The organism is Xenorhabdus sp. PR6a (assembly GCF_028599065.1).
GTDB classification, from domain to species: Bacteria; Pseudomonadota; Gammaproteobacteria; order Enterobacterales; family Enterobacteriaceae; genus Xenorhabdus; species Xenorhabdus doucetiae.
In genome coordinates this window covers 1-25476 of the sequence record NZ_JAQRFJ010000020.1, presented here as the reverse complement: position 1 = coordinate 25476, position 25476 = coordinate 1, and the positions used below count along the sequence as shown (strand labels likewise).

Genomic DNA, 25476 nt, shown 5'->3' with positions numbered 1-25476 from the left:
TTATTGGTCTTTTACCTTTTTATTGCTTTTTATTGATCTTTTTCCACTAAAAGCGCTTCCAGCAAATCAAGATCATGCAGCAAGGTTTGTAGTGTTTCATTACTAATCTTACGGGTTGCACGCAGGTGATATAATTCTCCTCGTTCAGCCCTTAATGCCGTCAAACGGAAGCGGCGCTCCAGATCTTCAACCAGCAAGTTATGCTCAATTTCATCCGTTCCCGCAGTACGACGCCGCAGATAACCAGTGACCCTGGACGCCACTTCACTAATGACTTCTGCATCCAGCTTTTCTTCCGTATTGGCCGACAGACGTTCTTCCATTTTATTCATACTGACAATCGCAACTTCAGCCATGGCTGCTTTTGCCATTCTGATTTCATTGAGATCGGCCTGCTTATCGCCGACTTTTATGCCACGCAGCAGCAAAGGTAATGCGACAACCCCCACAAAGAGGGAGAACAGAATTACGCCCGCGGCAATAAAAATCAACTGATAACGTGCCGGGAATGGATCACCATCCGGCAGGAACAATGGCACAGACAACGCACCCGCCAGCGTAATGGCCCCACGCACACCCGCCACCGAAGCCAGACACAATTCACGGGTGGTATAAGTGGCAAACTGGAGGGGTTTTTGCTTTATCAGCATCTTGCTGGTATTTTTCATCAGCCATAACCAGCTAAATCGCAGCAATACCAAGGCAGCGTAAATGATCCCAACGGCAGCAAATAACATCCAGGTTTCAACATTGGGATCCAGTTCAGCCTGCGCCACCGAAGTTTCCCAGATATCCGGCAATTGCAACCCCAGCATGATGAACACCAGGCCATTGAAGACAAAGGCCAGCATCCCCCAGACATTATCGGCACGTAGACGCATATCCAATGGTGCGTTGCGGATCACGCCGGCCTTACTGATCGTCATACCCGCCGCAACTGCGGCCAAGATCCCTGACACACCAATATGTTCAGCAATCATGTAAGAAGCGAATGGCAGCAACATCATAAACATGATTTGCGTGGCGGGGTCATCTCCACTCCAGCGACTCATCAGCCGCAGTGATTTACTGTACAACCAGGTGATGGCAATACCCGATAATAAACCACCAATTGCAACCTTGATAAATTCCACCGTTGCGCCAGTGACGGTAAACACCATCGTGCCCATCGCAATCGCCACGGCGAATTTCAGTGCCACCAGACCGGAAGCATCATTCATCAATGCCTCCCCTTCCAGCACACTCATCATATTTTTGGGAATACGCCCTTTGCCGACAATTGATGACAATGCCACCGCATCTGTTGGCGATAAGACTGCCGCCAAGGCAAAAGCCGCAATCAGCGGAATACCCGGCAAGAGCCAATAAATCAGATAGCCAATGCCAACCACCGTGACCAATACCAACACTAAAACCAGGATAACGATTTCTCGCCCATGCTGGAAAAACTCTCTGGTCGGCGTTTTCCAACCATCAACAAATAATAGAGGAGGGATAAGTAAAACGAGGAAGAGTTCAGGATCGAAAGTCACGTGTAGACCAAAATGAGGCCAGGCCAGCAACGCTCCCATTGCTATTTGCACTATCGGCAAGGGGACACGGAACGGAATCATTTTAGTAAGCACACCAGAAACTGATACAACCAATATCAAGATCAAGATAGTAAAGAATATTTCCATGTTACCCTTACAAATTGCCAAAAATCCGTCAGTGAAGAGATTGTGACTGTTTTTTACAGTTAATAACAGCGCTAATAACCATAAATATTACTGTTATTAAAGAAAATCAAAAAGCAATCACATTATGAATCAATAAGTCCTGATTCATTTATCCATTTTATACTTATCGGCAAGGCTGTGTTGAAAAATTAACACATTTTAGGCTATTTCTGACGATAGCCTGAAAGGATACAGAGAGAAGGAATGCGCAAACGATTGGGGTTTGCGCATACACTTTTAATTAGATAGCCCAATTTCCGGCGTAAAATACAACCAATACAATGGTAAGAATAACTGTACCAATATTGAGTTTACGCCACTCACCGGAAAAAAGACGCCCAGCAACCAACGTACTAAAACCCAGCATAATGCCTGTCACAATGTTACAGGTCAGCACGATAAATACCGCACACAGTAAACCTGACATTGCATCAACAAAATCATCAAAATTCAGCTTTCGCACATTACCCAGCATCAGTAACCCGACGTACATTAAAGCGGGAGCCGTTGCATAGACGGGCACCAGATACGACAGCGGAGACAAGAATAAAATCAGCAGGAATAAAATACCGACAACGGAAGCGGTTAAACCCGTTTTACCACCAGCCGCGGTGCCGGCGGCGGATTCAATATAAACCGCAGCAGGGGAAGAGCCGATGGCTCCGGCAAAAATACTACTGATAGAATCTGCTGTCAGTGCCTTGCCGCCATTGATAATCTGGCCTCGCTGATCCAATAAATTCGCTTGCCCCGCGACAGCCCGAATGGTTCCCGTCGCATCAAATACGGCTGTCATGACCAGCGCCAGAACACTGGGTAATACAATAGGCTGCAAAGCGCCCATAATATCCATACTGAACATCAGGGACAGGCCATCTTCTCCCAATGTAGGAAATTTAAACAAACCTTGATATTTAACGGCCGGATCAAAAATCAAACCGATAATAGAAATCGCGATAATCATCAGCAAAATACCGCCTGGCACCTTTTTGCGTTCCAGACCGATAATCCCTGCCAGCCCCAATAGCGTCATCGCCACGGGAAATGAAGTCAACGAACCAAAGGCCACCGGCAAGCCGGCATGTTGATTTTTAACCACCAGACCAACGCCATTGGCGGCAATCAGCAATAAAAACAACCCAATGCCAATACCCGTTCCATGAGCAATGCCCATTGGCATATTGCGCAAGATCCATGCCCGCACACCGGTCACGGAAATGACCGTAAACAAACACCCCATCAGGAAAACCGCCCCGAGTGCTACCGGAATGCTGATCTGTTGACCTAGTACCAAACTGAATGCAGTAAATGCTGTCAATGAGATCGCACAGCCAATCGCCATGGGCAAATTCACCCACAAGCCCATCAATAACGAACCGATACCAGTCACCAGACAAACAGAAATAAACACGGCTGTATGAGGAAATCCCGCCTGCCCAAGCATCCCCGGCACCACAATCACGGAATAGACCATCGCCAAAAATGTCGTTAATCCTGCGAGAATTTCCTGACGTACCGTCGATCCGCGTTCAGTAATCTTAAAATACTTATCGAGTTTGCATTGCGTTGGTGCCTGCCTGCCAGACATGTTTTTCCCCTGCTTGTAGTTGAATATTTCGCATTGAAAATCTCTCGCCCTATTTCTTTGCTTCTGCACTCATTGGCTCAGCCATACGTTTGCGCAATCGTTTGGCTTTTCGGATAAAGAAACGGCGAGAAAATTTAAAGCGGATGATTATCCGGTGAATCAGGGATAAGAATCAAGCGATAATCACATTTCACCTGTATGTTTACCGGGCAATTTGTTAACATTGATGAATATTTGCTCAATAATTACGAGGGTAGGTATAATGAGTCTTAAACCGTTTTGGCACAACTTTCTGGTAATTTCAGTGATTGGGGGCAAAGCATGTCGAGTTATAGCAACACCGAGGATCAAAATAGCGCCGGAGATCAAACAATGCCTTATTTGATCCAAGATGCGGAATTCAATCGCAAATTACGTATTTCAGAGAAAAACCGAGAACATACGAAAACTTTTCTGGAAAATGGCGTACAAGATTTCACTTTTTCGGGATTCATCGCCCCTTATGGATACCGTTTTGTGAAATCACTCAAACAAAATCAATTTCGTATGATAACAACCGGTGATAAACCGGAAACGGTTTATGCTGTGATGATTACGTTCCGTAAAGACATTATCATTGATAAAGAAACATGCACCCAAATCATGGTATGGCGTACTTTTTCTGCGGAACACCAAGACGCGATAAGCGGTTTTCCAAGGCAATTTTTCAAATACCTATTAGAAAACTACAACATTATTGTCACTGATGAAGAACAAACAGGCGATGGTAAACGTTTTTGGCAGGTCATGATTTCATGGTCTATCGCAACGGGATATCACGTCTATGTCTCTGATGGAACAGAAATGAATCGTCCGTTAACCCAAGTCTCATCAATGGATGAACTCATTGAAAAATGGGAAACATTCTGCTGGGGATATGATCCCGAAGTTCACCGCCACCGCCTGATCGTTATCAGCAAGCATGTTTTGCTGTAGAAAGCATTGCAATTGTCTATATTTTGTGCGACCTTGCGATATTGTTGATATAACCCATATCAACGATATCCATTACCCAGGCAAATACGGATAAGGGGCACAAAAGTGAATAGCAAAGTAGCAAGAAAAAGCAGGGCAAAAGAAAAAACACTCAGCTTAGGTTACATTTCCCTTCTTGATGTTCTTTCGCATCAACAAGAACATATTGAGCATATTCACGTCACAGAAATTCCCCCTCATGAAGCCGATCGTTTCTTGCTGGTTGAATTACCGGAAGAGAGAGCCGGAAACCTTGATGTCAGGGATCTGCGCATTGCCCTGTTAAGTGCGCTCAATGTAGCGACCTCCATAAAACGCAATGCTTCGCCCAAGATAATCAATCCAGAACGTTATGTGCATTCAGATAACTTGCGTGAAGAAACGCCAAAAGACTCCTGGAGAACATCCAACCGAAAAGATCGGATTGAAGCGCTGAAAAATTCAATCCTCGCGGAATCAAACTGGCTTCCGGCGTATGAACTCAGCCAGGGGGCGGGTTTTTCGTTGCTAAATCCCAGTGCGACTCCCAATCGTTGGAAACAAGCGAAAAAAATCTTCGCGGTTTCGGTCAAGGGAAAGGATTTATACCCGCAATATGCGTTAGATGAAGGAGGGTTACCGCTCCCCATTCTCAAAGAGATTATTGAAATTTTTGAGGGAAAAAAAACCTCTTGGGGCATGGCAATTTGGTTTAATACTCCTAACTCATGGTTAGGCAAAGAAAAACCGAAAGACGCTTTGTTAAGCCACCCAGATGAGGTATTAAATGCCGCCAGACAAGAAGCAGAAGGACCATTGCATGGTTAATTCACCCAATGGAAAATCGGTCAAAACGGGGGTCTGGCAAGCCCGAAATACGATTGAGCGCATTCATCATCAAACCTACAAAAGTACCGAGTTTAATCCGGGAAAAGGCAACGCCAGATTCAGCCCCTGCAAAAATGCGCAAGGTATCCCCATTCCCACTATCTATGGGGGTGAGAGCATTGCCGTCGCTGTGATGGAAACCATTTATCACGACGTGCCGACAAAAAGCAATCTTCTGCCTTTCGATCTGAGTAAATTGGATAGACTTGTCTACAGCCAACTGATCCCTAACATTGATCTCATCACGGTGGATATCAATATGCGAATATTACGCAAGTGGGGTTACGATCCAAAGGATGTTCTGCTTTCCGATGCCAAAAGCTATCCCGACACACAAGCACTGGCGAGCCAGATCTATCAAGATAACCCCTCTGCCCAAGCGATTACGTGGGCCTCAAAACAACATGGTGATAAAGCGATAATGCTATTCGGTGATCGGCTGAAAAAAAACGAACTGACCGTCTCGATTGAATCACAATCGCTCTGGTCATCTAACCCAGTTATCAAAGCCGTGGATTTGCTGGCAGATGAAATGGGCCTCATCACCTATAACACTCAAGATATGATGTAATTCCTCCGCCAGAACATAATGCGTAAGTCATGGTGAACAAATAGGATCTGCTATGAATACCTCTTTTACTTCTGCCACCTTTCCAGATGATTACCGCCAGAACATCCGTCAAATGAAACACGCTATGCGCAAGCAAATTGGTGATGTTGAAGGCTTGTTCGCGCAGATTTGTCACAAAATAGAACAAGAACTCGCGACTGCCAGAGAAGATGAGAAGAAGACAGGCAGCGCCTGGCCTGAAATCCACTGGCGCGATGTGGCTGAAAACTGCATCTCCGCCGAACTTCGCCAGAAAATTAAACAACGGGGATGTGTCATCGTCAGGCAGAATTTTCCCCGTGATACCGCATTGGCATGGGATAAATCCCTGCTCGATTACCTTGAACTCAATAATTTTGATGGCGTTTATCAAGGCAAGGGTGATAACTATTTTGGCAGCCTTGAAGCCTCCCGCCCGGAAATTTACCCTATTTACTGGTCTCAGGCCCAGATGCAGGCCCGGCAGAGTGAAGAAATTGCGCAGGTGCAATCTTTTCTCAATCGCCTGTGGAAATTTGAATCTGATGGCGTGCGTTGGTTTGATCCTGACGTCAACATGATTTACCCCGACCGCATTCGCCGCCGGCCGCCGGGCACAATCTCCAAAGGGCTTGGTGCCCATACCGACTCCGGTGCCCTGGAGCGTTGGCTGCACCCGGCTTATCAACAAGTGTTCAGGCATATTTTCAATCACCAATTTGCCCAATACGATCCTTGGGATGCCGCGTATCGTCCGGAGATAAACGAATATGAACGGGATAACGTCACCCGATGCTCGGTTTTTCGTACCTTTCAGGGTTGGACGGCACTGTCGGATATGGCGCTCAATCAGGGACTATTGCATGTTGTTCCCGTGCCGGAAGCGATGGCCTATCTGCTAATACGTCCTTTGCTAAAGGATGTGCCTGAAGATGAACTCTGCGGGGTTGCGCCCGGCAAGGCGCTGCCGGCTGTGGCGAAATGGCATCCTCACCTCATTGACGGGCTATGCAGCATTCCCGCTTTACAGGCGGGGGATTCTGTCTGGTGGCACTGCGATCTTATCCACGCCGTCGCGTCTGTGGAAAATCAGCAAGGCTGGGGGAATGTGATGTATATTCCCGCGGCCCCTCTGTGCGACAGAAATCTGGCTTATGCGCATAAAGCGGCAAAATCGCTTGAGAACGGCATCTCTCCGGCTGATTTTTCCCGTGAAGATTATGAAAAGAGCTGGAAAGATCGTTTTACTGCCATCGACTTAACCGCCATCGGCCGGCGTGGCCTTGGCCTCACTGAAACGGGCCGTTAGCGTGACATTTTTATGCGGCCTTTCGCCCTGACCTTGTGTAGAATCTCCTCAATTCGACTTTTGACTGGTTCATTAGGATAGATTTCTAAGAATTAAAGGAGATAAACCATGACAACGTATGCCCTGGTAGGCGATATCGGTGGGACAAATGCACGGCTGGCATTATGTGATGTGGATACTGGGCAACTGAGCGCAGTCGAATTCTACCCCTGTGCGTATTATGCCTCGCTTGAAATTGTGATCCGCCAATACCTGAAACAGCAAAACTGTGAAGTCAATTATGGCTGCATTGCCATTGCCTGTCCGGTGACAGATGATGTTATCAGCATGACCAACCACAGTTGGCGTTTTTCTGTTAGCCAAATGAAAGCCTCGCTGGGATGGGAACGTTTTGAGGTGATTAACGATTTTACTGCCGTTTCCCTCGCCATTCCGGTTCTGGGGGCAGAGGATGTGATTCAGATTGGCGGAAAACAGCCACATGCCAAGCGCCCTATCGCGGTTTATGGTGCAGGGACGGGATTGGGCGTCGCACATCTTATTCACACAGGAAGCCAATGGATGAGCTTGCCCGGTGAAGGGGGGCATGTGGATTTTGCGCCGGACAGTGTGGAAGAAGATCACATGCTAAGCGTACTGCGGGAAGAATTTGGCCATGTCTCCGCCGAGCGTGTCCTTTCCGGCCCCGGATTAGTGAACATTTATCGTTCCCTGATGAAACTGAACGGCCAATCCGCCGAAGATCTTCCCCCCCGTGATATTTCTGACCGCGCACTGAATGGAAATTGCCCGACCTGCAAACAGGCATTGGAACTCTTCTGTACTGCGTTAGGGCGCTTTGGCGGGAATTTGGCACTGAATATTGGCGCATTTGGCGGCGTTTACATTGCGGGTGGTATCGTTCCTCGTTTCTTTGATTTCTTCCAAAAATCGGGATTCCGGCAGGGATTTGAAAGCAAAGGCCGATTTGCACGTTATTTGCAGGATATTCCGGTGTATCTGATCACTCATGATAAGCCGGGGTTATTGGGTGCTGGTTCCTATATTCGCCAGGTGCTGGGTAAAGTGATTGGGTGAATTACATACAGCCTAACAATGATTGTGAATGTAAAAATTAAAATCATCACCACCCGCTATGCGGGTGGTTTGCTCTACCCTATAAGAGAATGTGACCGACCACGCCTAAATGACCCCGCTTTCTCTTCGTTCAAGCTAAATGTCTTTGCCTCTTTGGCTACCCCTTGAAGGGGGCTTCATACTCTCGTGTACTTAATTTATCTTGCATTAAATCTGACTTTTCTTGCTCTCGGATACCTGCCGCCTTACAGCCCTAACCTCCACCCGATTGAGCGATTATGGAAGTACACGAATGAGCAGGTACGAAACAATATCTATTTCCCGGATACAAAAACACTCCGTGAAACACCTCATCACTTTTTTCATGTCACATTGTCAGAAAAAGTATAGGAACTGACGACTCGTCTGACGGATAATTTCCAGACTTTAGATCCTGCATCTTCAAGTTAATTGTGTATAGTTTAGTTACCATCTCTTTGTTGAAAAGGATTACGAGAATGAATGATAGTTTAATAGATAGCCTTGTTCGTCAATTAAAGGAATTTGCTGTAACTCGTTCGCAAAACGTAGCACGTGGGTTTGAAACACCTAATCTTGCTGCACATTTACTGCAAGTTTATGGACTTGGTTTAATAGCTGCCGCAACCACTATTCTTAAAAGTGACAGAATTGCTGACCCTATTTATAAGGCATTGAATGAAGAGACAGACAAAATTGATCCTCTTTGAGATAAAAATAAATAATAAAATCCCTTGGATAGAATCACGCAATGTGGGGTGAAAACTGCCGTTAATTGCAGGTCACTACATCTATTGATAAACGAAGCCGTCGAGCGAGTGTTTACAGCGTCCGACGGCCTTTATATGTACTAGCTCAGACATGACAGTTATCGGTTATTGACTGGTTTAACCGCCAATTGCATTTGCCCTTCCTTGCCAACATTAGTAACTATAATGTCCCTGAGATCGGACACGATAACCTCGCTAGGAAACTTCGATGGCTTGTACGTCGTCGCCACAGCGATGACGAACGCTCCCGAACGGTGTCCAGCTTCTATTCCTCCCGGTGCGTCCTCGACCACCAGACAGCGGCGAATATCAACACCAAGCTTTTCAGCCGCTTGCAGATATCCCTCAGGATCTGGCTTACCAGCTTGAACCTTTTCGGCTGTTACCAATGCCTTGGGTTCGGGAATCCCGCAGTAAGCGAGCCTTGTTTTTGCTATATCCTCGGTTGAGGACGTCACTATTGCCCACTTGCTTTCTGGAATCGTGGTAATCAGTTCTTTCGCTCCAAGAATCGTCGTGACATGACTTTCTTTCGCCTCCTCAGCAGTGAAAAGATCTACTGCGGCCTTGATATCGGCATCGTCTCCTAAGATGCTGCGCGCGGTGTCTTCTGGTCTACGTCCATGCGACTGGTCGATGACTGACTGAGGTTCCAGACCATAATGCTGCGCCCAACGAGTCCAGATTCGTGCGCACGCACCGCTGGAATCTATTAGAGTGCCGTCCATATCGAATAATATCGCATCGACCTCAATAGCCTTCTCGCTAAGATTGTTCATCAATTTCCTCCTATCAACTAAAATAGACTCGCAATCACGTAAAAGATTAGCTTCATCTCACGTGATGAGCAGACCTCCCATTATTGAGTCCAACCATGTCCATACCAGACAGAAAATCGGGGTCGATGTGTTGTCGTATACAACTGACGGGAAATATTGCCGATGTTGTGAAACATCCGTTGACATGAATGCCCAGATGCTGCATGGAAGCTGACAAATATCCCATTCCCATATTTACCTGCGGGTCTTCCCCCGCGAAATAATGTGGCAGGATAGAACATACACTTCCCACCAGTTGTTCACTAACACCTTGACCTACGGACAGCACAACCCCGACACCTTCGTGACCAAAAATAAGCCCATCACGAAGGCTGTTGCTCTTTAACCCACGCAATACCCGTCGGTCAGTTTGACAAATACTGGAGCGTAAAACACGCACCCTGACCTGGTTAGGCCCAGGCTGTTCAGGCGTAAAGTTTTGAAGTTTAACTTCGCCTCCTTCGAATACAACACGGGACTCAATCACGGGATTGTGGTCATGCCGGAACAATACTTTGAGATAGTTCTGACCAAAATCGCCATCCGAGAGTAGTTTGACGATAGCTGGCTCAATTGTCGTAAGGTTGTTGATCAACCGACCATCCAACCCGTCCACGATTCCTGTTTGCACGATGCTGTAGTAATCGGGATTTGCTCGCAGATGCGCGATTGAGGAGTCGATTTCTCTTGGATGATAGCCGGATGATCCGATAAGCCGGATATTTCTTGATACGACTCGGACTTCCTCCCGTCGGTGAATAGCCTCAAGATCTTCCTCTTCGTAATGCGGTAATTCGTCTTTCGTTTTGTAGTTGATACCAGAGAAAAGAATAACGATAGCTGCATCAGCAGCTGTCTTAATAGCATCAGTCTGCGCCTCAGGAGCGCTGGTCGCCACTATAGTCAGGTTAGATTGACGGATTCCGTCCGGAGTTGCGTGAACGGAAATGAAAGGCAATTTACTACTGATTAGCGCTTGGCGGCGCTCATCTGGTTCGACAATCTGCACGAGAGAAAATGGGTAAAGAGTTCGTGCATATAGCGCGTGCAACGCACCGATCGGACCTGCTCCGAAAATAGTGATAGTACCAACTGCTAGTGTTTCTGGTAATCGCCGATAAGCATGCATAACACATGCAAGCGGTTCACCCAGAGTGAATACATCGAGATATTCCTCATTTGTTATAAAATTTCGCATAGTCATCCTTATGTGGCAGATTGTTTTTCTTGTTTCCAAAATGTCACGATAAAACCAAAGTATCGGACGGATTCCGAATACGGATGAGATCCATTTCCAGACATATTATTTGTAAACTACGAAGACATCCGTTTTTCGGTTAACTCAACTGCAAAATTACGATTTTTAATTCACAAACTAAATCAGTTCATTGAGTTACTATTTTTAATAGTAGAGCTAAATCAGCCTGTTGAGCAAGATTACGCCGTGTCATATAATGCAGTCAATACAATAAAACTTAATTTTTTATCTTTTATGCAACAGGATTCATTTTATGAAACAGGGCTCGGCATAGAGTTTGTGATAAATGGTTAGGTTACGTATTTTTCTCTGTCATGAATCTTCAATTCGGATAGGGATTTTTTTGCCATCCGCGAATCAAGGTAGTTTCTTCGCTCGTCCCAGAAGCTTTTCGACGAGATAGGCATTGCCCCTCGGCGGAATTCATTTAGTTCATAGATAGCCAACTGCAAAAGGAGTGTTTGACAATGAACGTAGCTGTTCCAGAGCAATGTTCAACTACTTCGGACGCGCGCTCACTGAATGCCGCGCGGGCTGCTTTCTTCCTTGGTGGCTTTGGCCTGTCAGCATGGGCCCCTCTAGTACCTTATGTCCAGTCGCGTTTGCACCTTACGTCTGGAGAACTCGGAGTGTTCCTTCTATGCATTGGCATCGGCTCGTTGATCAGTATGCCTCTGGCGGGTCCATTGACCAGTCGAGTCGGCTGCCGTGTTGTACTCTGCGCCGCCGACGTAATTTTTTGCCTTAGCTTGCCCTTGCTGTCTGTTTGCACCGGAAGAGTGGAGCTAGCGTTCGCCCTATTTGCGTTTGGGAGTGCGATCGGAGCCAATGGCGTTGCCATGAATGTTCAAGCTTCTTTGGTCGAGCGCGCCTGTGCACGTCCAGTTATGTCTGGAATTTTGGCCCTCTTTAGCGTTGGTGGCATCTTAGGATCAGGAGGCATGACGCTGCTACTGTCGCTACAGATCACACCTATCCAGGCGAGTCTCGCTGCGGATGCAGTTATTGCCGTTGTCTTGCTGGGATTCGCCCATCGCTTTCTGTCGCATGGTGGTGAAAGTGGTCCAGCTTTCGCCGTCCCGCACGGCTCCATCGTCCTACTCGGTTTTATTGCCTGTATGATCTATCTCGTAGAAGGTATGATGCTCGACTGGAGCGCCGTCATATTGACAAAAACTCAGCATGTTCCCGTTTCCTTAGCGGGTGCAGGCTACATGACGTTTGCGTGTCTAATGGTCGTTGGACGTCTATTGGGAGATAGAATGGTAAAAAAATTCGGTCAATTGGCGATCCTGCGCAGTGGGTTGCTGACTGCTGCAATAGGCTTAGCGATCGTGGTTGGATTCCGCTCTTCAATCACTGCGTTCGCCGGACTCGCACTGGTTGGCGCGGGTGCCTCAAACGTGGTTCCCATTCTCTTTCGCTTGGCGGGTAGCAATCGTACCATGCCAACAAGTACTGCCATCGCGGCGGTTGCGACTCTTGGCTATGTTGGTGTCCTTGTTGGTCCCGCATTAATCGGCTTTCTGGCGAGCGCAGTGGGATTGACAACAGCCGTCTTGATCATCGCCCTCGCAACCTTTAGTACAATCGCTTTGGTCCGCAGCATCCGCGACGACGCCTAGGTGATTGAGTAGAACAATGGAAACCCTTATATAATTTATATACACGCATCGTCATTGAAGATGCGTGATACGACTCGTGACGGACGGGTGCGTGATCGCACCAAAGCTGTCCTTTTAGCTTCTGGGGGCTGGACTGCTCAGATGATTGCCCAAGCCTTGCGTATTCACGAAACCACGATGAGTCGCCATCTGAAAGATGACTTCTCTGAGGAAAAACTCACCCCCGAAACCCACTATGAACTATGATTCAACCAATCAGGCTTAACCATATGGGACTTGCAATGACTGGCGCAAAGTAGGTTATTTCCCCGCAACCAGCCTTTTCCTGACATGCTACACTCCCCTCCCTCTTTCGAGGTTCAACCCCATTACTGGATAAGGATAAGTCAGGCTTGCAATAGGCACTCCAACAGCCTATGATTATCCCAATGCATTGAGGTAATCACTTGATTTACAAAGAAAAACGGCGCACTTAGAACGGAATATCATCATCGAAATCCATTGGTGGCTCATTGCTCTGTGGCGCTGGAGAGGGAGCCGGACGAGATGGTGCACCGCCGCCGCTGAATTGCTGAGAAGCTTGTGGCTGCTGTGGTTGTCCCCAACCGCCTTGTGCTGGTGCGTCTTGGCTCGCACCACCGCGACTACCCAACATCTGCATAGTGCCGCCGATAGGATTGACGACAACCTCCGTAGTGTAACGATCCTGGCCGTTCTGATCCTGCCATTTGCGAGTCTGCAAAGCCCCTTCAATATACACCTGAGAACCCTTGCGCAGGTATTCACCGGCGACTTCTGCCAATTTGCCGAAAATCACGACACGATGCCATTCAGTTTTCTCTCTCATCTCACCGGTTTGCTTATCGCGCCAGCTCTCAGACGTTGCCAGAGTAATGTTGGCAACTGCACCGCCATTCGGCATATAGCGAACTTCCGGGTCCTGCCCCAAATTACCCACTAAAATAACTTTGTTTACGCCTCTGCTGGCCATTGGGAATACTCCTGATGAAATGAATTTTGCTAAAAACGGATGTCTCTAATTATAAGCAAAGTAGTTTAGCATGCGAGGAGTAACTTTAAACAGAGACCCGTTATATTATACTTTGCGAAGTGCATCGTACTTTACATTGCTATGGTTACAGCATGATTTGCCATCAAATACTGTATATCCATTCAGCCACGTTTGTGCAATAATAATACGTTTACGCGTTTTGCTCTATTAATAATCTGGGAAGTGGTACATGGATAACATCGAAGTTCGGGGCGCCCGCACCCATAATCTCAAGAATATCAATTTAGTTATTCCCCGTGACAAGCTGATCGTTATTACGGGGCTATCCGGTTCTGGTAAATCATCTTTGGCTTTCGACACCCTGTATGCGGAAGGGCAACGTCGCTATGTTGAATCACTCTCTGCCTATGCCCGCCAGTTTTTGTCACTAATGGAAAAACCGGATGTCGATCATATTGAGGGGCTATCCCCGGCGATTTCCATTGAGCAAAAGTCCACTTCCCACAACCCTCGCTCTACGGTCGGAACGATAACTGAAATTCACGATTATCTGCGTCTGCTATTTGCGCGGGTAGGCGAACCGCGCTGCCCCGAACACCATATCACGCTGGCGGCACAAACTGTCAGTCAGATGGTGGATAATGTCCTTGCACTGCCAGAAGGCCAGCGCCTGATGCTGCTGGCTCCTGTCGTCAAAGAACGCAAGGGCGAGCATACCAGGCTGCTGGATAATCTCGCGACACAGGGCTATATCCGCGCCCGTATTGATGGTGAAGTGTGTGACCTTTCCGATCCCCCAAAACTCGAATTACAGAAAAAACACACCATCGAAGTCGTTATCGACCGTTTTAAAGTACGGGCTGACCTCGCCCAACGATTGGCGGAATCCTTCGAAACTGCATTGGAGCTCTCCGGTGGTACTGCCGTCATTGCCAATATGGATGATACACAGGCCGAAGAGTTGGTTTTCTCCGCCAATTTTGCCTGCTCGATATGTGGCTACAGTATGAGTGAGCTGGAGCCGCGCCTGTTTTCCTTCAACAACCCCGCAGGCGCTTGCCCAACTTGTGATGGTCTGGGGGTTCAGCAATTTTTTGATCCTGATCGGGTTATCCAAAATGAAGGTATCTCCCTTGCCGGAGGGGCGATCCGCGGTTGGGATCGGCGTAATTTCTACTATTTCCAGATGCTGAGATCACTGGCAGAACACTATAAATTCGATATTGAAGCCCCGTTTAATCAATTAAGCCCGGCCATTCGGAAAGTAGTTTTATACGGTTCAGGTAAAGAGTCCATCGAATTTAAATATACCAATGACCGTGGTGATGTGACTGTGCGTCATCACCCGTTTGAAGGGGTTCTGCATAATATGGAACGCCGCTATAAAGAGACGGAATCCACCGCAGTACGGGAAGAGCTGGCCAAATATATCAGTAATCGATCTTGCGTCTCCTGCGACGGCACCCGGTTGCGTAAAGAAGCGCGTTTTGTCTTTATCGAAAATACCACGCTGCCGCAAATTTCGGATTTTAGTATCGGCCATGCGATGGCATTTTTCCAAAATATGAAACTGAGCGGACAACGCGCCAAAATTGCCGAAAAAATCATCAAAGAGATCCGTGATCGCCTGAAATTCTTGGTGAATGTTGGATTAAATTATCTGTCTCTCTCCCGTTCAGCAGAAACCCTTTCCGGCGGGGAAGCCCAGCGTATCCGTTTGGCGAGCCAGATTGGTGCGGGTCTTGTCGGCGTAATGTATGTGCTGGATGAGCCCTCCATCGGTCTGCATCAACGCGATAATGAGCGTTTGCTGGAAACATTGCTGCATCTGCGCAATTTAGGCAATACCGTGATCGTTGTCGAACATGACGAAGATGCTATCCGTGCGGCTGATCATATTATTGATATCGGGCCAGGCGCAGGCGTACATGGCGGTGAGATTGTTGCCGAAGGCACGATTAGCGATATCATGGATAGTCCCAAATCCCTTACCGGAAAATACCTGAGTGGCGAACATAAAATTGCCATTCCACCGCAGCGTGTGCCTGCCAATCCAGACAAAATGCTGAAATTGATTGGGGCAAAAGGCAATAACCTGAAAAAAGTGACATTAAAACTGCCGGTTGGCCTGTTTACTTGTATCACCGGTGTTTCCGGTTCCGGTAAATCAACGCTGATCAACGATACCTTGTTCCCTATCGCACAACGTCAGTTAAACGGAGCAACCAATATCAACCCTGCCCCTTATGTCGATATCCAAGGCCTTGAGCATTTTGACAAAGTCATCGATATCGACCAAAGCCCGATCGGCAGAACGCCTCGCTCAAACCCTGCCACTTATACCGGCGTATTCACTCCTGTCAGGGAGTTATTCTCCGGCGTTCCTGAATCCCGTACCCGTGGCTATACACCGGGGCGTTTCAGTTTCAACGTCAAAGGTGGGCGTTGTGAAGCCTGTCAGGGTGATGGCGTCATTAAAGTTGAGATGCACTTTTTGCCCGATGTTTATGTGCCTTGTGATCAATGCAAAGGCAAGCGTTACAACCGCGAGACGCTGGAAATCAAATATAAGGGTAAAAATATTAATGAAGTGCTGAATATGACCATCGAAGAGGCGAGGGAGTTTTTCGATGCGATCCCAGCCCTCTCCCGCAAACTGCAAACGTTAATCGATGTTGGTCTCTCTTATATTCGTCTGGGGCAATCTGCAACGACACTTTCAGGCGGGGAAGCACAACGGGTAAAACTGGCGCGGGAATTATCCAAGCGAGGTACAGGCCAAACCCTGTATATCCTTGATGAGCCAACAACCGGCCTGCATTTTGCGGATATCCAGCAATTACTGTCCGTTCTGCATCTATTGCGTGATCAAGGCAATACCATTGTCGTCATTGAGCACAATCTGGATGTGATCAAAACGGCTGACTGGATTGTCGATCTTGGCCCGGAAGGCGGCAGCGGTGGCGGTGAAATACTGGTTTCAGGAACGCCGGAAGAAGTGGCTCAATGTGAAAAATCTCACACGGCTCGTTTTTTAAAGCCGATACTTGAACGAGTTTAATTTATTAATTTCTTGACTAAATCACCTACAATCCTCCCCACTTCGTGGGGAGTTTTTATTCATCTTCTAGCTAATTGTTATCTAATTTCATCTTCATACGTGCAGGAAATGCTTTCTTTTACGATCATTTCGAACGAAACAACCTTTGATAAATTAGCAATGTATTGTTGATCTAATATTATTAATACTCACATTGCCGAAGCATTAATGCCATAATGGCATAACATATGCTTTAAATTTATAATGGAGATTAAACATGTATATGTTTTTACCGTTCTTAATTGCGCTAGTGATCATCGTCGCTGTCATTACTGGCAAGAAAAAGCTGACGTATACGCTTTGGTTTGCTTTATTTATCATCACGGTATTTTGGTTTAAATATCATGCAACTGATGCCTTGAATCTTTCTTTCTAACCGGAGGCCGTAATGAATAATACACTGTCAGCACCGCGTAATATTAACCTCGCAATGGCCTTGAATATTCTGGGTCTGTTCGGTATTAGTGTGATTTTGATCGTCGCGTTTTATTATCAATTAGCGCGTTTTGAACTTCCCTGCCCATTATGTTTATTGCAGCGGGCAGGCATTATCATGATTGGCTTTGGCTTTTTATTTAATATTTATTTCGGCATAAAAAATGCCCATTATAGCCTTTCACTGCTTGGCTGTATTGTGACAGGTTTCATTGCCATGCGTCAGGTTTCCCTCCATATCATGCCGGGAGATACCGGGTATGGTTCAACTTTCTTCGGCCTGCATTTTTATACTTGGGCTGCCATTCTCTCTATTCTGACTATTATTGCCATCGCAGCTATCATGCCCCTGAAAGCAGGTAATGTGGATTCAGCAAGATACACTCCACCAACATTGGGCAAAATTGCCATGAGCTTGTTCGCATTTTTGATTGCAGCCAATCTGGTTTCTACCGTATTGGAATGTGGTAGTGGGCAATGTGATGATAATCCAACGTTCTACCAGTTACTAAAGAAGTAATCCTGTTATATTGAAATTATTCAAACAGAAAGCGGCATAACTTAAGCGGCTTTCTGTTTTTTTAACTGGTTTCAACCGAATATTTTCAATGAGATCCTCTTCACCAAAATCCCCAGAAATATATTCGACAGCTATCGATTCAACATCTTCGAATCAATGAAATAACAGACTTCATGCGCCTCTTCAAGTGTCGGAACCTCCAGCTTACCAAGCATTCTATCCATCACCTTATCCGGTACAGCATATTGGCGATTACTGTTTTGTTGACGCCAGCGCTTATAGTCTTGTTCAATATAAACAAGCCTAACTCTGGCATCATAACTCACAAACAATTTGATCAGTTGCTGACGCATCTGGCTTGTCAGATTTGTGGCATTCCAAATGAAATTTTGCCTGCTACGTAATTTCTCTCTGGCTTGCTGCTTTACCTGCTGTACAACCCAACCATTAGCCTCTTTATCTTCCGGGCTAATTTGATGACTCACGACGAATCGCATCCAGGCTAATCACAGGCATTCCTTCACCATACAGTGAAATAAAATGGTCTTTGCCCATGCCCGGTAATCCACACAACAAAGTGACCTGACTGCCATAGTTATCATACGGCTGATAATCTGGTTGTTCACTATTCGTAGAGAAATAATGGAAACGGGCATCACAGGAAGAAAATCCCCGTGGTTTCCGCCAGCAATCCTGTTCACAGCAGTAAAGTTCAAATAGTTCAATGCGTTCCAGTAATTCCGATGCATCATGACATGTCCGCCCCAATACATCCGCTTTTGCCAGTAAGGTCAATAAATAAGTATCAACACGCAATGATGCTGCCAATAATACCTTTTGTGGACTGGGCTTTTCCATTAACCACAATGGTAATCCATGAAAACGGACAAGTGCGGCGATCTGTTCGCGTATTGCAAATGGTGTTGGTCGTTGCTGAAACAGAATTTGTCTGGTCGTTAATTCGCCTTTACGCGCGTGTCCCGGAGAAATAATGCGTCCATCCCAATCTATCCGCGTCGTGCTACGTTTCTCTACATCATGTAATAATGCTGCCGTCCAAAGAATTTCCTGTTCTTCCGGAGTCAATAATGAATATTCAGGTAATTGTTTCAATGCAGCCAATACCATTTGCGTATGGATCGCAACATCACCTTCAGCATGGTGAATGGGATCTTGTTTAACCCCATTCATATCAGCGATAAAAGAGAAAGTTGAAGATAAATAATCCCATGATTTATGGTGGCTGAATACCCAATTCATTCTCTTTCTCCTTTCGCATTATATTTATTCGGTTCAGAAGTACGTTCGAAATATAACGGAGCCCTTTGCCAATGCCGCTTCCAATGAATATCCGTTTTGACATGATTTTTTCGCACATATTTAAAAACATGATGCGGAAAATCAGTTACCAAATACTCACCTGCATCTCGGCTAACGATACCTTCCATCGAGCTCGGTTGATTGGTTTGAGTATCCCACGAAGCAAAGCAACTGTCCTGCTTTGCCGTTTCAATAATATTTTGTATAAATGCAGATTCATTCCGTGTTTCAGAAATATTGATTTCAGGCACAGTCGGAAAATCAAATAATGTGGCATAAAATTTGACCTCTTCCCAACTGAGCCAGCAATCTTGAATGCGCACCGCAAACACAAAGAAATATTCTTCAATATGACGATATTCAATGGAGTGAATGGCATAAAGATTTTCACCAAAGATCTCAATGTCGCCTAAATCATCTTTAAGCAATTGCCAACGCTGACGAATCTGTTGCGTCCATGCTGATTGTGTTGGTGCAGCATGTGAACGGGCAAATACTCCGTAGCGATTCAAACAGTTATTCTCACCGTCTAACTTCTCAGTATGAATAAGCTGCTTAATTTTTTTCATATCGTGCCACCAATGATGGTTGATACGATCGTCACTGGTTGTACCTGGCGAGAACGGATAATGGAACGTTCTACCATACTTTCTTGATTGCATATCCATAATGCTTTGACTCTTTTGGTAATTATCCTAATAAAAGCGCAATAGTGCCTTTACAGACTAAAGTTCATCTAAATAACCGATGAAAGAGCTCAAAAGTTGGTATTACATTTTCTTTATTTCCATTCAGTTAATCTTCTCATAAAAAAGATTAAGTTAACGTTCAATTGGGTTTGATATTAAAATCAAAGGGGAGTGTTAAAAATTGAGTTGATTACTATATAGCAAACCGTTATTGATTGATATGAAGAATAAACTTCAAATAAAAATAACCAATAAAAATCTTCTATTTTTAGCTATAACAGAGATATCTATGAGATAAAAACTCATTTTCTCCCATATGCAAGATATTATTTATTTTCAATCTTACAGGCTATACTTGCTTAACGAGATTTCCCCCTACCCACCAGAGCAGGGAGATTTCTAAATCCCACAGAGAATAAAATTACTGACTCACCGCAGTAAATGCCTCGGCAATGCGCTGTACGTTATGGTGATTCACGCCAGCCATGCAAACGCGGCCAGAACCGACCAGATAGACACCAAATTCTTCACGCAATCTAGTCACTTGTGCCTGACTGAATCCGGTATAACTGAACATGCCACGCTGCCTTAATAAATGGTCAAAATTTTTCTCTGGCAGGGCTTTTTGTAGGGCATTGACCAATACTGTCCGCATCTCCAGAATACGCAAGCGCATCCGTTCAACTTCATCCAGCCATTGGTTTTTTAATTCAGGGTTAGCCAAGACTCTGGCAACAATCTGTGCACCAAAATTTGGCGGGCTGGAGTAAATACGGCGGACACCGGCTTTCAATTGCCCCAAGACATGTTCAGCCGCTTTTGTATCCTCACAGATAATGGATAATCCACCGACGCGCTCACCATACAGCGAGAAAATTTTCGAGAATGAGTTGCTGACCAGACAAGGTAACCCCGCGTTTGCCATTGCGCGGATCGCGTAGGCATCTTGTTCCATGCCATCGGCAAATCCCTGATAGGCGATATCAAGGAAAGGGATCAGTTCTCGCTCTTTGGCAACCTGAACCACCTGATCCCATTGGTCATTGGTGAGATCTGAGCCGGTTGGATTATGACAGCAAGGGTGCATTAAGATAATGCTTTTTGCCGGCAATTGCTTGAATGTTGCCAGCATTTCATCAAATTTTACCCCTTTGGTTTTATCATCAAAATAAGGGTAATAATCCACTTTGATGCCTGCTCCGGCAAAAATAGCAGCATGGTTTTCCCATGTGGGATCGCTGCACCAGACTTCAGAATCAGGGAAATAACGGTGTAAAAAATCAGCACCGACTTTCAATGCACCTGAACCGCCCAATGTTTGAATCGTGGCAATACGCTGCTGGTTTAATAATGGATGATCTTTGCCGAACAGCAATTCCTGAACCGCGGAGCGATAGGCAAGCAAGCCTTCCATTGGGAGATAAAGGGAAGCAGACTGTGGCAAGGCTTTCATTTGTTCTTCTGCCGTGGCAACAGCCTGCAATTTTGGCGTTATTCCCTGCTCATCATAATACAGCCCGATGCTCAGATTAATTTTTTCTGCGCGAGGATCGTTTTTAAATTCTTCCATTAACGACAGGATAGGGTCACCCGCATACGCATCAACATGTTGGAACATTAACGTTTACTCCCTGCTATTGAATGATTAAAAGAGGTAATAATAGACAATATAGCTTACCGGATTATTCGTCTAGATATTCCATTGCAACACGTGAGGTCAGTTTCGTTATCAATTCATAAGCGCTAATCCCTGAGTGCTCAGCAATTTTTTCAACCGGCAGGGGATTACCCCAAAGGATGACTTCATCCCCCACTCTATCCTGACATGCTGGCCCCAGATCCACCGTAATCATATCCATGGAAACACGGCCAACCAGTGGCACTTCCCGACCATTGATAAAGACAGGTGTTCCGACCGGCGCACTGCGGGGATAGCCATCACCATATCCCATCGCCACAACACCAAGGCAGGTGTCACGTTCACTGCGCCATGTACCACCATATCCCACGGCTTCACCTGCTTTGTGTTGCCTTACGGCGATTAAGCTGGATTTCAGCGTCATGGCAGGGAGTAAATTGAAGTCAGCAGCCGTGTTATCTGCCATTGGTGATGCCCCGTACAGCATGATGCCGGGACGCACCCAATCCAAATGCGCCTCTGGCCATAATAAAATCCCGCCTGATGCAGAGATGGATTTTTCGCCGGTCTTATCCGAGATAAATGCCATAAAGCGCTCAATTTGTTGCTGAGTCGTTTCAACGGTAGGCTCATCTGCACGGCTAAAATGGCTGATGATATTGACGGGTTGCTCAACGTTACGACAGCGGCTCAGACGTTGATAAAATGCGTCTGCTTCATCGATCCTGACCCCCAGACGATGCATGCCGGTATCGAGTTTCATCCACACTTTAATGGGATGGGATAAATCCGCCTGTTCCAACGCTTCAAGCTGTTCAATACTGTGCACCACGGTTTCAATATGATTGACGACTAAAACGGGAAGATCCGCCGCGTCAAAAAAACCTTCTAACAGCAAGATGGGCTTAACAACCCCTCCACTGCGCAAGGCAAGTGCTTCCCCAATGCGAGCGACGCCGAAACAATCAGCCTCTTCCATGGTGTACGCAGTTTCTAATAAACCATGTCCATAAGCGTTTGCTTTCACAACTGCAATCAGTTTACTGTCAGGCGCTTGCGCCCTCACCTGTTGCAAATTGTGTCGCAGAGCGCGGCGGTCGATAACAGCAGTTGCCGCTTTCATTTCATCCCCTTTTTTTATGTTTAGGTTTATTCGTCGCTATAACTTGGGCCAGCATAATTATCGAAACGTGAAAATTGACCATTAAACGTCAGCCTTGTTGTACCGATAGGACCGTTACGCTGCTTACCAATGATGATTTCTGCCACGCCTTTCAGTTCACTGTTATCGTGATAAACCTCGTCACGATAGATAAACATGATCAAGTCGGCATCCTGTTCGATAGAGCCTGATTCACGCAAGTCAGAGTTAACCGGACGCTTATCGGCTCGCTGTTCCAAACTACGGTTAAGCTGGGAGAGTGCAACAACCGGCACTTGAAGCTCTTTTGCCAGTGCTTTCAGTGAGCGGGAGATTTCCGCAATTTCCAGTGTTCGGTTGTCAGATAAAGAAGGCACCCGCATCAATTGCAGGTAGTCGATCATAATTAAGCTAAGCCCGCCGTGTTCGCGGAAAACCCGCCGCGCACGGGAACGCACTTCGGTTGGTGTCAGACCTGATGAGTCATCAATATACATATTGCGTTTTTCCAGCAAAATTCCCATGGTGCTAGAAAGGCGCGCCCAATCTTCATCATCAAGCTGACCAGTACGAATACGTGTTTGATCAACACGGGACAGGGACGCCAGCATACGCGTCATGATCTGATTGCCGGGCATCTCAAGGCTGAAAATCAGAACAGGTTTATCCTGCATCATGGCGGCGTTTTCACACAGGTTCATCGCAAAGGTCGTTTTACCCATTGAAGGACGCGCCGCCACGATAATTAAATCTGATTTCTGCAAACCCGCGGTCTTCTTATCCAGATCTTGGTAGCCGGTAGAAACCCCTGTTACGCCGTCATGTGGCTGTTGATAGAGCTTCTCAATGCGCTCAACGGTTTCTTCCAGGATCTGTTCAATCCCTTTCGGGCCTTCATCTTTATTTGCCCGATTTTCTGCAATCTGGAATACCCGTGATTCTGCCAAATCCAGCAGTTCTTCGCTGGTTCGCCCTTGTGGATCATAACCCGCATCCGCAATTTCATTTGCCACCGCGATCATATCCCGTACGACGGCACGTTCACGGACAATATCAGCATAAGCGTTGATATTCGCCGCACTTGGGGTGTTTTTTGACAATTCGGCCAGATAAGCGAACCCGCCGACATTATCGAGTTCGCCATTTTGTTCAAGGGATTCCGATAATGTGATCAGGTCAATAGGCTTGCCCGTTTCGAGCAAACGCTGCATTTCAGCGAAAATACGCCTGTGTGGACGGCTGAAGAAATCATTGCTGGTCACCCGCTCGGAGACATTATCCCAACGTTCATTATCCAGCATCAAACCGCCTAACACGGATTGCTCTGCTTCCAAAGAGTGTGGTGGAAGTTTCAGCCCTTCCACTTGGCGATCTTTTGGTTCAGCCATACTGTTGTTAGTTGGTTTTTTTCCAGCCATGTATACCGCATCAATTCACTAAACAAAAAACGAAAATAGTGCGTCAGTATACGCCATGAAAACTGCCTTGAGTAAATATATATAGTCTTCACTTACAGTTAAGACATAACCACTTGATATTAAATAATTAAATTTTATTTATTAACTAAGTTTTCACTACTTGTTTATATAATTGTTTACACATAAAACACTGAACGAACCTATAAACAAAACATAAGATAAGAACAATATAAAAGAAAGAAAAGAATTAAGAGTGAATTTGTGATAAATAAAAGTGGTCAGTACATAAAACGTTCCGACCTATGGAGGTCGCGACGCATTCCGTCTGTAACTATTAAGAGATTGTAGTAACAGCCAACTGATAGCCCTGCCAGTAAGAAGATTTCCCCGTCACGGTTATCACCTGACCTTTCCGTAACAAAATCACCGATAGTGCCACCTCATCAAAACCAATAACACAGCGAGTAATTAGACGAGGTGACTATTTCCCTGATGTTTTTCGGTATCAGAATAATTATTTTGCTGACTTATCGCGAACTTTGCGTTCTATAAGATTACCGTTCATATCAAAATAACGGCTAGGCCAGATTTCAGATGGGTGAATGTTGAGATAATTAGCAACGATCCATTCCCCTTTAGGCCAAGGGCGTGATAACACATTTGCTAATGTAGAAGAACTTAGTCCAGCTTCGCGGGAGACTGCGGCAAGCGTTGTACCACGTTTACGTAATGCCGCAATAATATCGGCTTGATGCCAGTCATTTCTAACGTTATTCATTCCTGCTACCCCTTCCATTAATTAAACATTGATGGTGGCGATTCAGACAGGGTTCGCAGTACCGGGGATTACCATCCGGCGAGGCCGAAGCCTCCCCCGCCTGAACCACCATTGAAAGGGTGATAGCAGACGCACTGGTAGAGGAACTTACTACCAGTGGGTAATCCTTACAAGGCTGCGAAACCTTACCATTGGATTTTGCCAATGGCAGGAGCACTTTAATGAATTGGTTTATCAAATTCAATAAGCGAATCAGTAAAACCTCTTAACTTTTTGCGTTATATCCCATTAAACGCCTTAAGGCGCTGCTCCTGTTCCTCACTTAAACTAAATGCCAGACTCTTCATGCCCACTCTGCCACGTACCAAAGCTCATCAGGAACGCAATATGATATAGGTCAGTACATTATACGTTCTGACCTAATGAAAGGAATTTACGGTGGATTTCATCGGAAGCTATCAATGTAAAAAAAGCAACACTCCGGCTTATATGGACAGGAAAGCGACTAATTTTTAATAAGTGATGAATGATGATAGCTCTTTATATCACCATGATTTTTATAGACAACATTTAAATTTTAGTTTGTGTTACGGTTCCATTAGTTATAAATGTTACATCGAATACACCATCAACAACACATACCCTCATTTTAGGCACATATTTATTGACATGTTCTTGTTCTAAATGAATATCTAAAAGACGCTGATTTTCCCATATTTCTATAGTAATAAAATTATCACCATCAATAAATGATTCATAGCGATGGCAACCCT

At 45.8% G+C, this 25476-nt stretch carries 21 protein-coding genes and 4 pseudogenes; 12 read left to right on the top strand and 13 right to left on the bottom strand.

Features of this window, described 5'->3' with window-relative positions:
- Positions 1–29: 29 nt before the first annotated feature.
- The gene (locus tag PSI15_RS07720; RefSeq protein ID WP_273583015.1) at positions 30–1679 is read right to left on the bottom strand and encodes a Na+/H+ antiporter; all 1650 of its coding nucleotides are present in this window, start codon (positions 1677–1679) and stop codon (positions 30–32) included.
- Between the two features lie 280 nt (positions 1680–1959).
- Positions 1960–3306, bottom strand: a complete 1347-nt coding sequence (locus PSI15_RS07715; RefSeq protein WP_273583014.1) for an NCS2 family permease — start codon at positions 3304–3306, stop codon at positions 1960–1962.
- A gap of 372 nt (positions 3307–3678) precedes the next feature.
- On the opposite strand from PSI15_RS07715, the gene PSI15_RS07710 reads away from it, so the two are divergent.
- From PSI15_RS07710 to glk, 5 genes are all read left to right on the top strand, one after another.
- The gene (locus PSI15_RS07710) at positions 3679–4281 is read left to right on the top strand and encodes a hypothetical protein (RefSeq protein ID WP_273583013.1); all 603 of its coding nucleotides are present in this window, start codon (positions 3679–3681) and stop codon (positions 4279–4281) included.
- A gap of 105 nt (positions 4282–4386) precedes the next feature.
- Complete coding sequence (locus tag PSI15_RS07705; protein WP_273583012.1) at positions 4387–5127, top strand: hypothetical protein; 741 nt, start codon at positions 4387–4389, stop codon at positions 5125–5127.
- Positions 5120–5758 (top strand): RES family NAD+ phosphorylase, encoded by a 639-nt coding sequence (locus tag PSI15_RS07700; RefSeq protein ID WP_273583011.1) that lies wholly within the window; start codon positions 5120–5122, stop codon positions 5756–5758. Before PSI15_RS07705 ends, PSI15_RS07700 begins: the two co-directional genes overlap by 8 nt.
- A gap of 52 nt (positions 5759–5810) precedes the next feature.
- On the top strand, positions 5811–7085 hold the full coding sequence (locus PSI15_RS07695) for a DUF1479 domain-containing protein (RefSeq protein WP_273583010.1): 1275 nt from the start codon (positions 5811–5813) through the stop codon (positions 7083–7085).
- Between the two features lie 108 nt (positions 7086–7193).
- Positions 7194–8162 carry a glucokinase gene (glk, locus tag PSI15_RS07690; protein ID WP_273583009.1) on the top strand — a complete coding sequence of 323 codons (969 nt, stop codon included), beginning with the start codon at positions 7194–7196 and terminating at the stop codon, positions 8160–8162.
- A gap of 157 nt (positions 8163–8319) precedes the next feature.
- Here glk and PSI15_RS07685 read toward each other — a convergent pair.
- Positions 8320–8397: pseudogene (locus tag PSI15_RS07685) on the bottom strand (IS200/IS605 family transposase); the annotation flags it as partial.
- On the opposite strand from PSI15_RS07685, the pseudogene PSI15_RS18465 reads away from it, so the two are divergent.
- Both PSI15_RS18465 and PSI15_RS07680 read left to right on the top strand, forming a co-directional pair.
- Positions 8385–8552: pseudogene (locus tag PSI15_RS18465) on the top strand (transposase); the annotation flags it as partial. The pseudogenes PSI15_RS07685 and PSI15_RS18465 sit on opposite strands and share 13 nt — an antisense overlap.
- 107 nt (positions 8553–8659) lie before the next feature.
- Positions 8660–8890 carry a hypothetical protein gene (locus tag PSI15_RS07680; RefSeq protein ID WP_273583008.1) on the top strand — a complete coding sequence of 77 codons (231 nt, stop codon included), beginning with the start codon at positions 8660–8662 and terminating at the stop codon, positions 8888–8890.
- Positions 8891–9048: 158 nt separating this feature from the next.
- Here the strand turns inward: PSI15_RS07680 and PSI15_RS07675 are convergent, their stop codons facing one another.
- Positions 9049–9729, bottom strand: coding sequence for an HAD-IA family hydrolase (locus tag PSI15_RS07675; protein WP_273583007.1), 681 nt, complete (start codon positions 9727–9729; stop codon positions 9049–9051).
- Positions 9730–9781: 52 nt separating this feature from the next.
- Positions 9782–10966 carry an alcohol dehydrogenase catalytic domain-containing protein gene (locus PSI15_RS07670; protein WP_273583006.1) on the bottom strand — a complete coding sequence of 395 codons (1185 nt, stop codon included), beginning with the start codon at positions 10964–10966 and terminating at the stop codon, positions 9782–9784.
- A gap of 527 nt (positions 10967–11493) precedes the next feature.
- Between PSI15_RS07670 and PSI15_RS07665 the strand changes: the two genes are divergently transcribed.
- Both PSI15_RS07665 and PSI15_RS07660 read left to right on the top strand, forming a co-directional pair.
- On the top strand, positions 11494–12651 hold the full coding sequence (locus PSI15_RS07665) for an MFS transporter (protein WP_273583005.1): 1158 nt from the start codon (positions 11494–11496) through the stop codon (positions 12649–12651).
- A gap of 60 nt (positions 12652–12711) precedes the next feature.
- Positions 12712–12879 (top strand): annotated as a pseudogene (locus PSI15_RS07660) (IS630 family transposase); the annotation flags it as partial.
- Between the two features lie 244 nt (positions 12880–13123).
- On the opposite strand, the gene PSI15_RS07655 reads toward PSI15_RS07660, so the two are convergent.
- Positions 13124–13642, bottom strand: a complete 519-nt coding sequence (locus PSI15_RS07655) for a single-stranded DNA-binding protein (protein ID WP_273583004.1) — start codon at positions 13640–13642, stop codon at positions 13124–13126.
- Positions 13643–13892: 250 nt separating this feature from the next.
- On the opposite strand from PSI15_RS07655, the gene uvrA reads away from it, so the two are divergent.
- From uvrA to PSI15_RS07640, 3 genes are all read left to right on the top strand, one after another.
- Entirely contained in the window at positions 13893–16724 is a 2832-nt protein-coding gene (gene uvrA / locus PSI15_RS07650) for an excinuclease ABC subunit UvrA (RefSeq protein WP_273583003.1), read from the top strand.
- Between the two features lie 256 nt (positions 16725–16980).
- Positions 16981–17139: a DUF5993 family protein gene (locus tag PSI15_RS07645; RefSeq protein WP_045972394.1), complete on the top strand. Its 159-nt coding sequence runs from the start codon at positions 16981–16983 to the stop codon at positions 17137–17139.
- A 12-nt stretch (positions 17140–17151) separates the two neighbouring features.
- Positions 17152–17718, top strand: a complete 567-nt coding sequence (locus tag PSI15_RS07640; protein WP_273583002.1) for a disulfide bond formation protein B — start codon at positions 17152–17154, stop codon at positions 17716–17718.
- A gap of 131 nt (positions 17719–17849) precedes the next feature.
- On the opposite strand, the pseudogene PSI15_RS07635 reads toward PSI15_RS07640, so the two are convergent.
- The 7 genes and pseudogenes from PSI15_RS07635 to PSI15_RS07605 all read right to left on the bottom strand — a co-directional run.
- A pseudogene (locus PSI15_RS07635) lies at positions 17850–18978 on the bottom strand (AAA family ATPase).
- Positions 18975–19706, bottom strand: coding sequence for an RNA ligase family protein (locus tag PSI15_RS07630; protein ID WP_273583001.1), 732 nt, complete (start codon positions 19704–19706; stop codon positions 18975–18977). The pseudogene PSI15_RS07635 and the gene PSI15_RS07630 overlap by 4 nt, the downstream one beginning before the upstream one ends.
- 442 nt (positions 19707–20148) lie before the next feature.
- Positions 20149–21345 (bottom strand): amino acid aminotransferase, encoded by a 1197-nt coding sequence (locus PSI15_RS07625; RefSeq protein WP_273583000.1) that lies wholly within the window; start codon positions 21343–21345, stop codon positions 20149–20151.
- Positions 21346–21409: 64 nt separating this feature from the next.
- Positions 21410–22489: an alanine racemase gene (alr, locus tag PSI15_RS07620; protein WP_273582999.1), complete on the bottom strand. Its 1080-nt coding sequence runs from the start codon at positions 22487–22489 to the stop codon at positions 21410–21412.
- Between the two features lie 26 nt (positions 22490–22515).
- A complete protein-coding gene (gene dnaB, locus PSI15_RS07615; protein ID WP_273582998.1) occupies positions 22516–23925 on the bottom strand; it encodes a replicative DNA helicase in 1410 nt (469 codons plus the stop codon).
- Positions 23926–24439: 514 nt separating this feature from the next.
- Complete coding sequence (locus tag PSI15_RS07610) at positions 24440–24703, bottom strand: helix-turn-helix domain-containing protein (protein WP_045960475.1); 264 nt, start codon at positions 24701–24703, stop codon at positions 24440–24442.
- 570 nt (positions 24704–25273) lie between these two features.
- Positions 25274–25476, bottom strand: a 203-nt coding sequence (locus tag PSI15_RS07605; protein ID WP_273582997.1) for a putative quinol monooxygenase, incomplete at its 5' end; no start/stop codon positions are given.

Bases quoted from the DNA above. Each gene is read 5' to 3' on its own strand.
- PSI15_RS07675 (WP_273583007.1), bottom strand. From the start codon at position 9,729: ATGAACAATCTTAGCGAGAAGGCTATTGAGGTCGATGCGATATTATTC.
- PSI15_RS07720 (WP_273583015.1), bottom strand. From the start codon at position 1,679: ATGGAAATATTCTTTACTATCTTGATCTTGATATTGGTTGTATCAGTT.
- PSI15_RS07710 (WP_273583013.1), top strand. From the start codon at position 3,679: ATGCCTTATTTGATCCAAGATGCGGAATTCAATCGCAAATTACGTATT.
- uvrA (WP_273583003.1), top strand. From the start codon at position 13,893: ATGGATAACATCGAAGTTCGGGGCGCCCGCACCCATAATCTCAAGAAT.
- glk (WP_273583009.1), top strand. From the start codon at position 7,194: ATGACAACGTATGCCCTGGTAGGCGATATCGGTGGGACAAATGCACGG.
- PSI15_RS07665 (WP_273583005.1), top strand. From the start codon at position 11,494: ATGAACGTAGCTGTTCCAGAGCAATGTTCAACTACTTCGGACGCGCGC.
- alr (WP_273582999.1), bottom strand. From the start codon at position 22,489: ATGAAAGCGGCAACTGCTGTTATCGACCGCCGCGCTCTGCGACACAAT.
- PSI15_RS07655 (WP_273583004.1), bottom strand. From the start codon at position 13,642: ATGGCCAGCAGAGGCGTAAACAAAGTTATTTTAGTGGGTAATTTGGGG.
- PSI15_RS07625 (WP_273583000.1), bottom strand. From the start codon at position 21,345: ATGTTCCAACATGTTGATGCGTATGCGGGTGACCCTATCCTGTCGTTA.
- PSI15_RS07680 (WP_273583008.1), top strand. From the start codon at position 8,660: ATGAATGATAGTTTAATAGATAGCCTTGTTCGTCAATTAAAGGAATTT.
- PSI15_RS07645 (WP_045972394.1), top strand. From the start codon at position 16,981: ATGTATATGTTTTTACCGTTCTTAATTGCGCTAGTGATCATCGTCGCT.
- PSI15_RS07700 (WP_273583011.1), top strand. From the start codon at position 5,120: ATGGTTAATTCACCCAATGGAAAATCGGTCAAAACGGGGGTCTGGCAA.
- PSI15_RS07670 (WP_273583006.1), bottom strand. From the start codon at position 10,966: ATGCGAAATTTTATAACAAATGAGGAATATCTCGATGTATTCACTCTG.
- PSI15_RS07640 (WP_273583002.1), top strand. From the start codon at position 17,152: ATGAATAATACACTGTCAGCACCGCGTAATATTAACCTCGCAATGGCC.
- PSI15_RS07630 (WP_273583001.1), bottom strand. From the start codon at position 19,706: ATGGATATGCAATCAAGAAAGTATGGTAGAACGTTCCATTATCCGTTC.
- PSI15_RS07610 (WP_045960475.1), bottom strand. From the start codon at position 24,703: ATGAATAACGTTAGAAATGACTGGCATCAAGCCGATATTATTGCGGCA.
- dnaB (WP_273582998.1), bottom strand. From the start codon at position 23,925: ATGGCTGGAAAAAAACCAACTAACAACAGTATGGCTGAACCAAAAGAT.
- PSI15_RS07715 (WP_273583014.1), bottom strand. From the start codon at position 3,306: ATGTCTGGCAGGCAGGCACCAACGCAATGCAAACTCGATAAGTATTTT.
- PSI15_RS07695 (WP_273583010.1), top strand. From the start codon at position 5,811: ATGAATACCTCTTTTACTTCTGCCACCTTTCCAGATGATTACCGCCAG.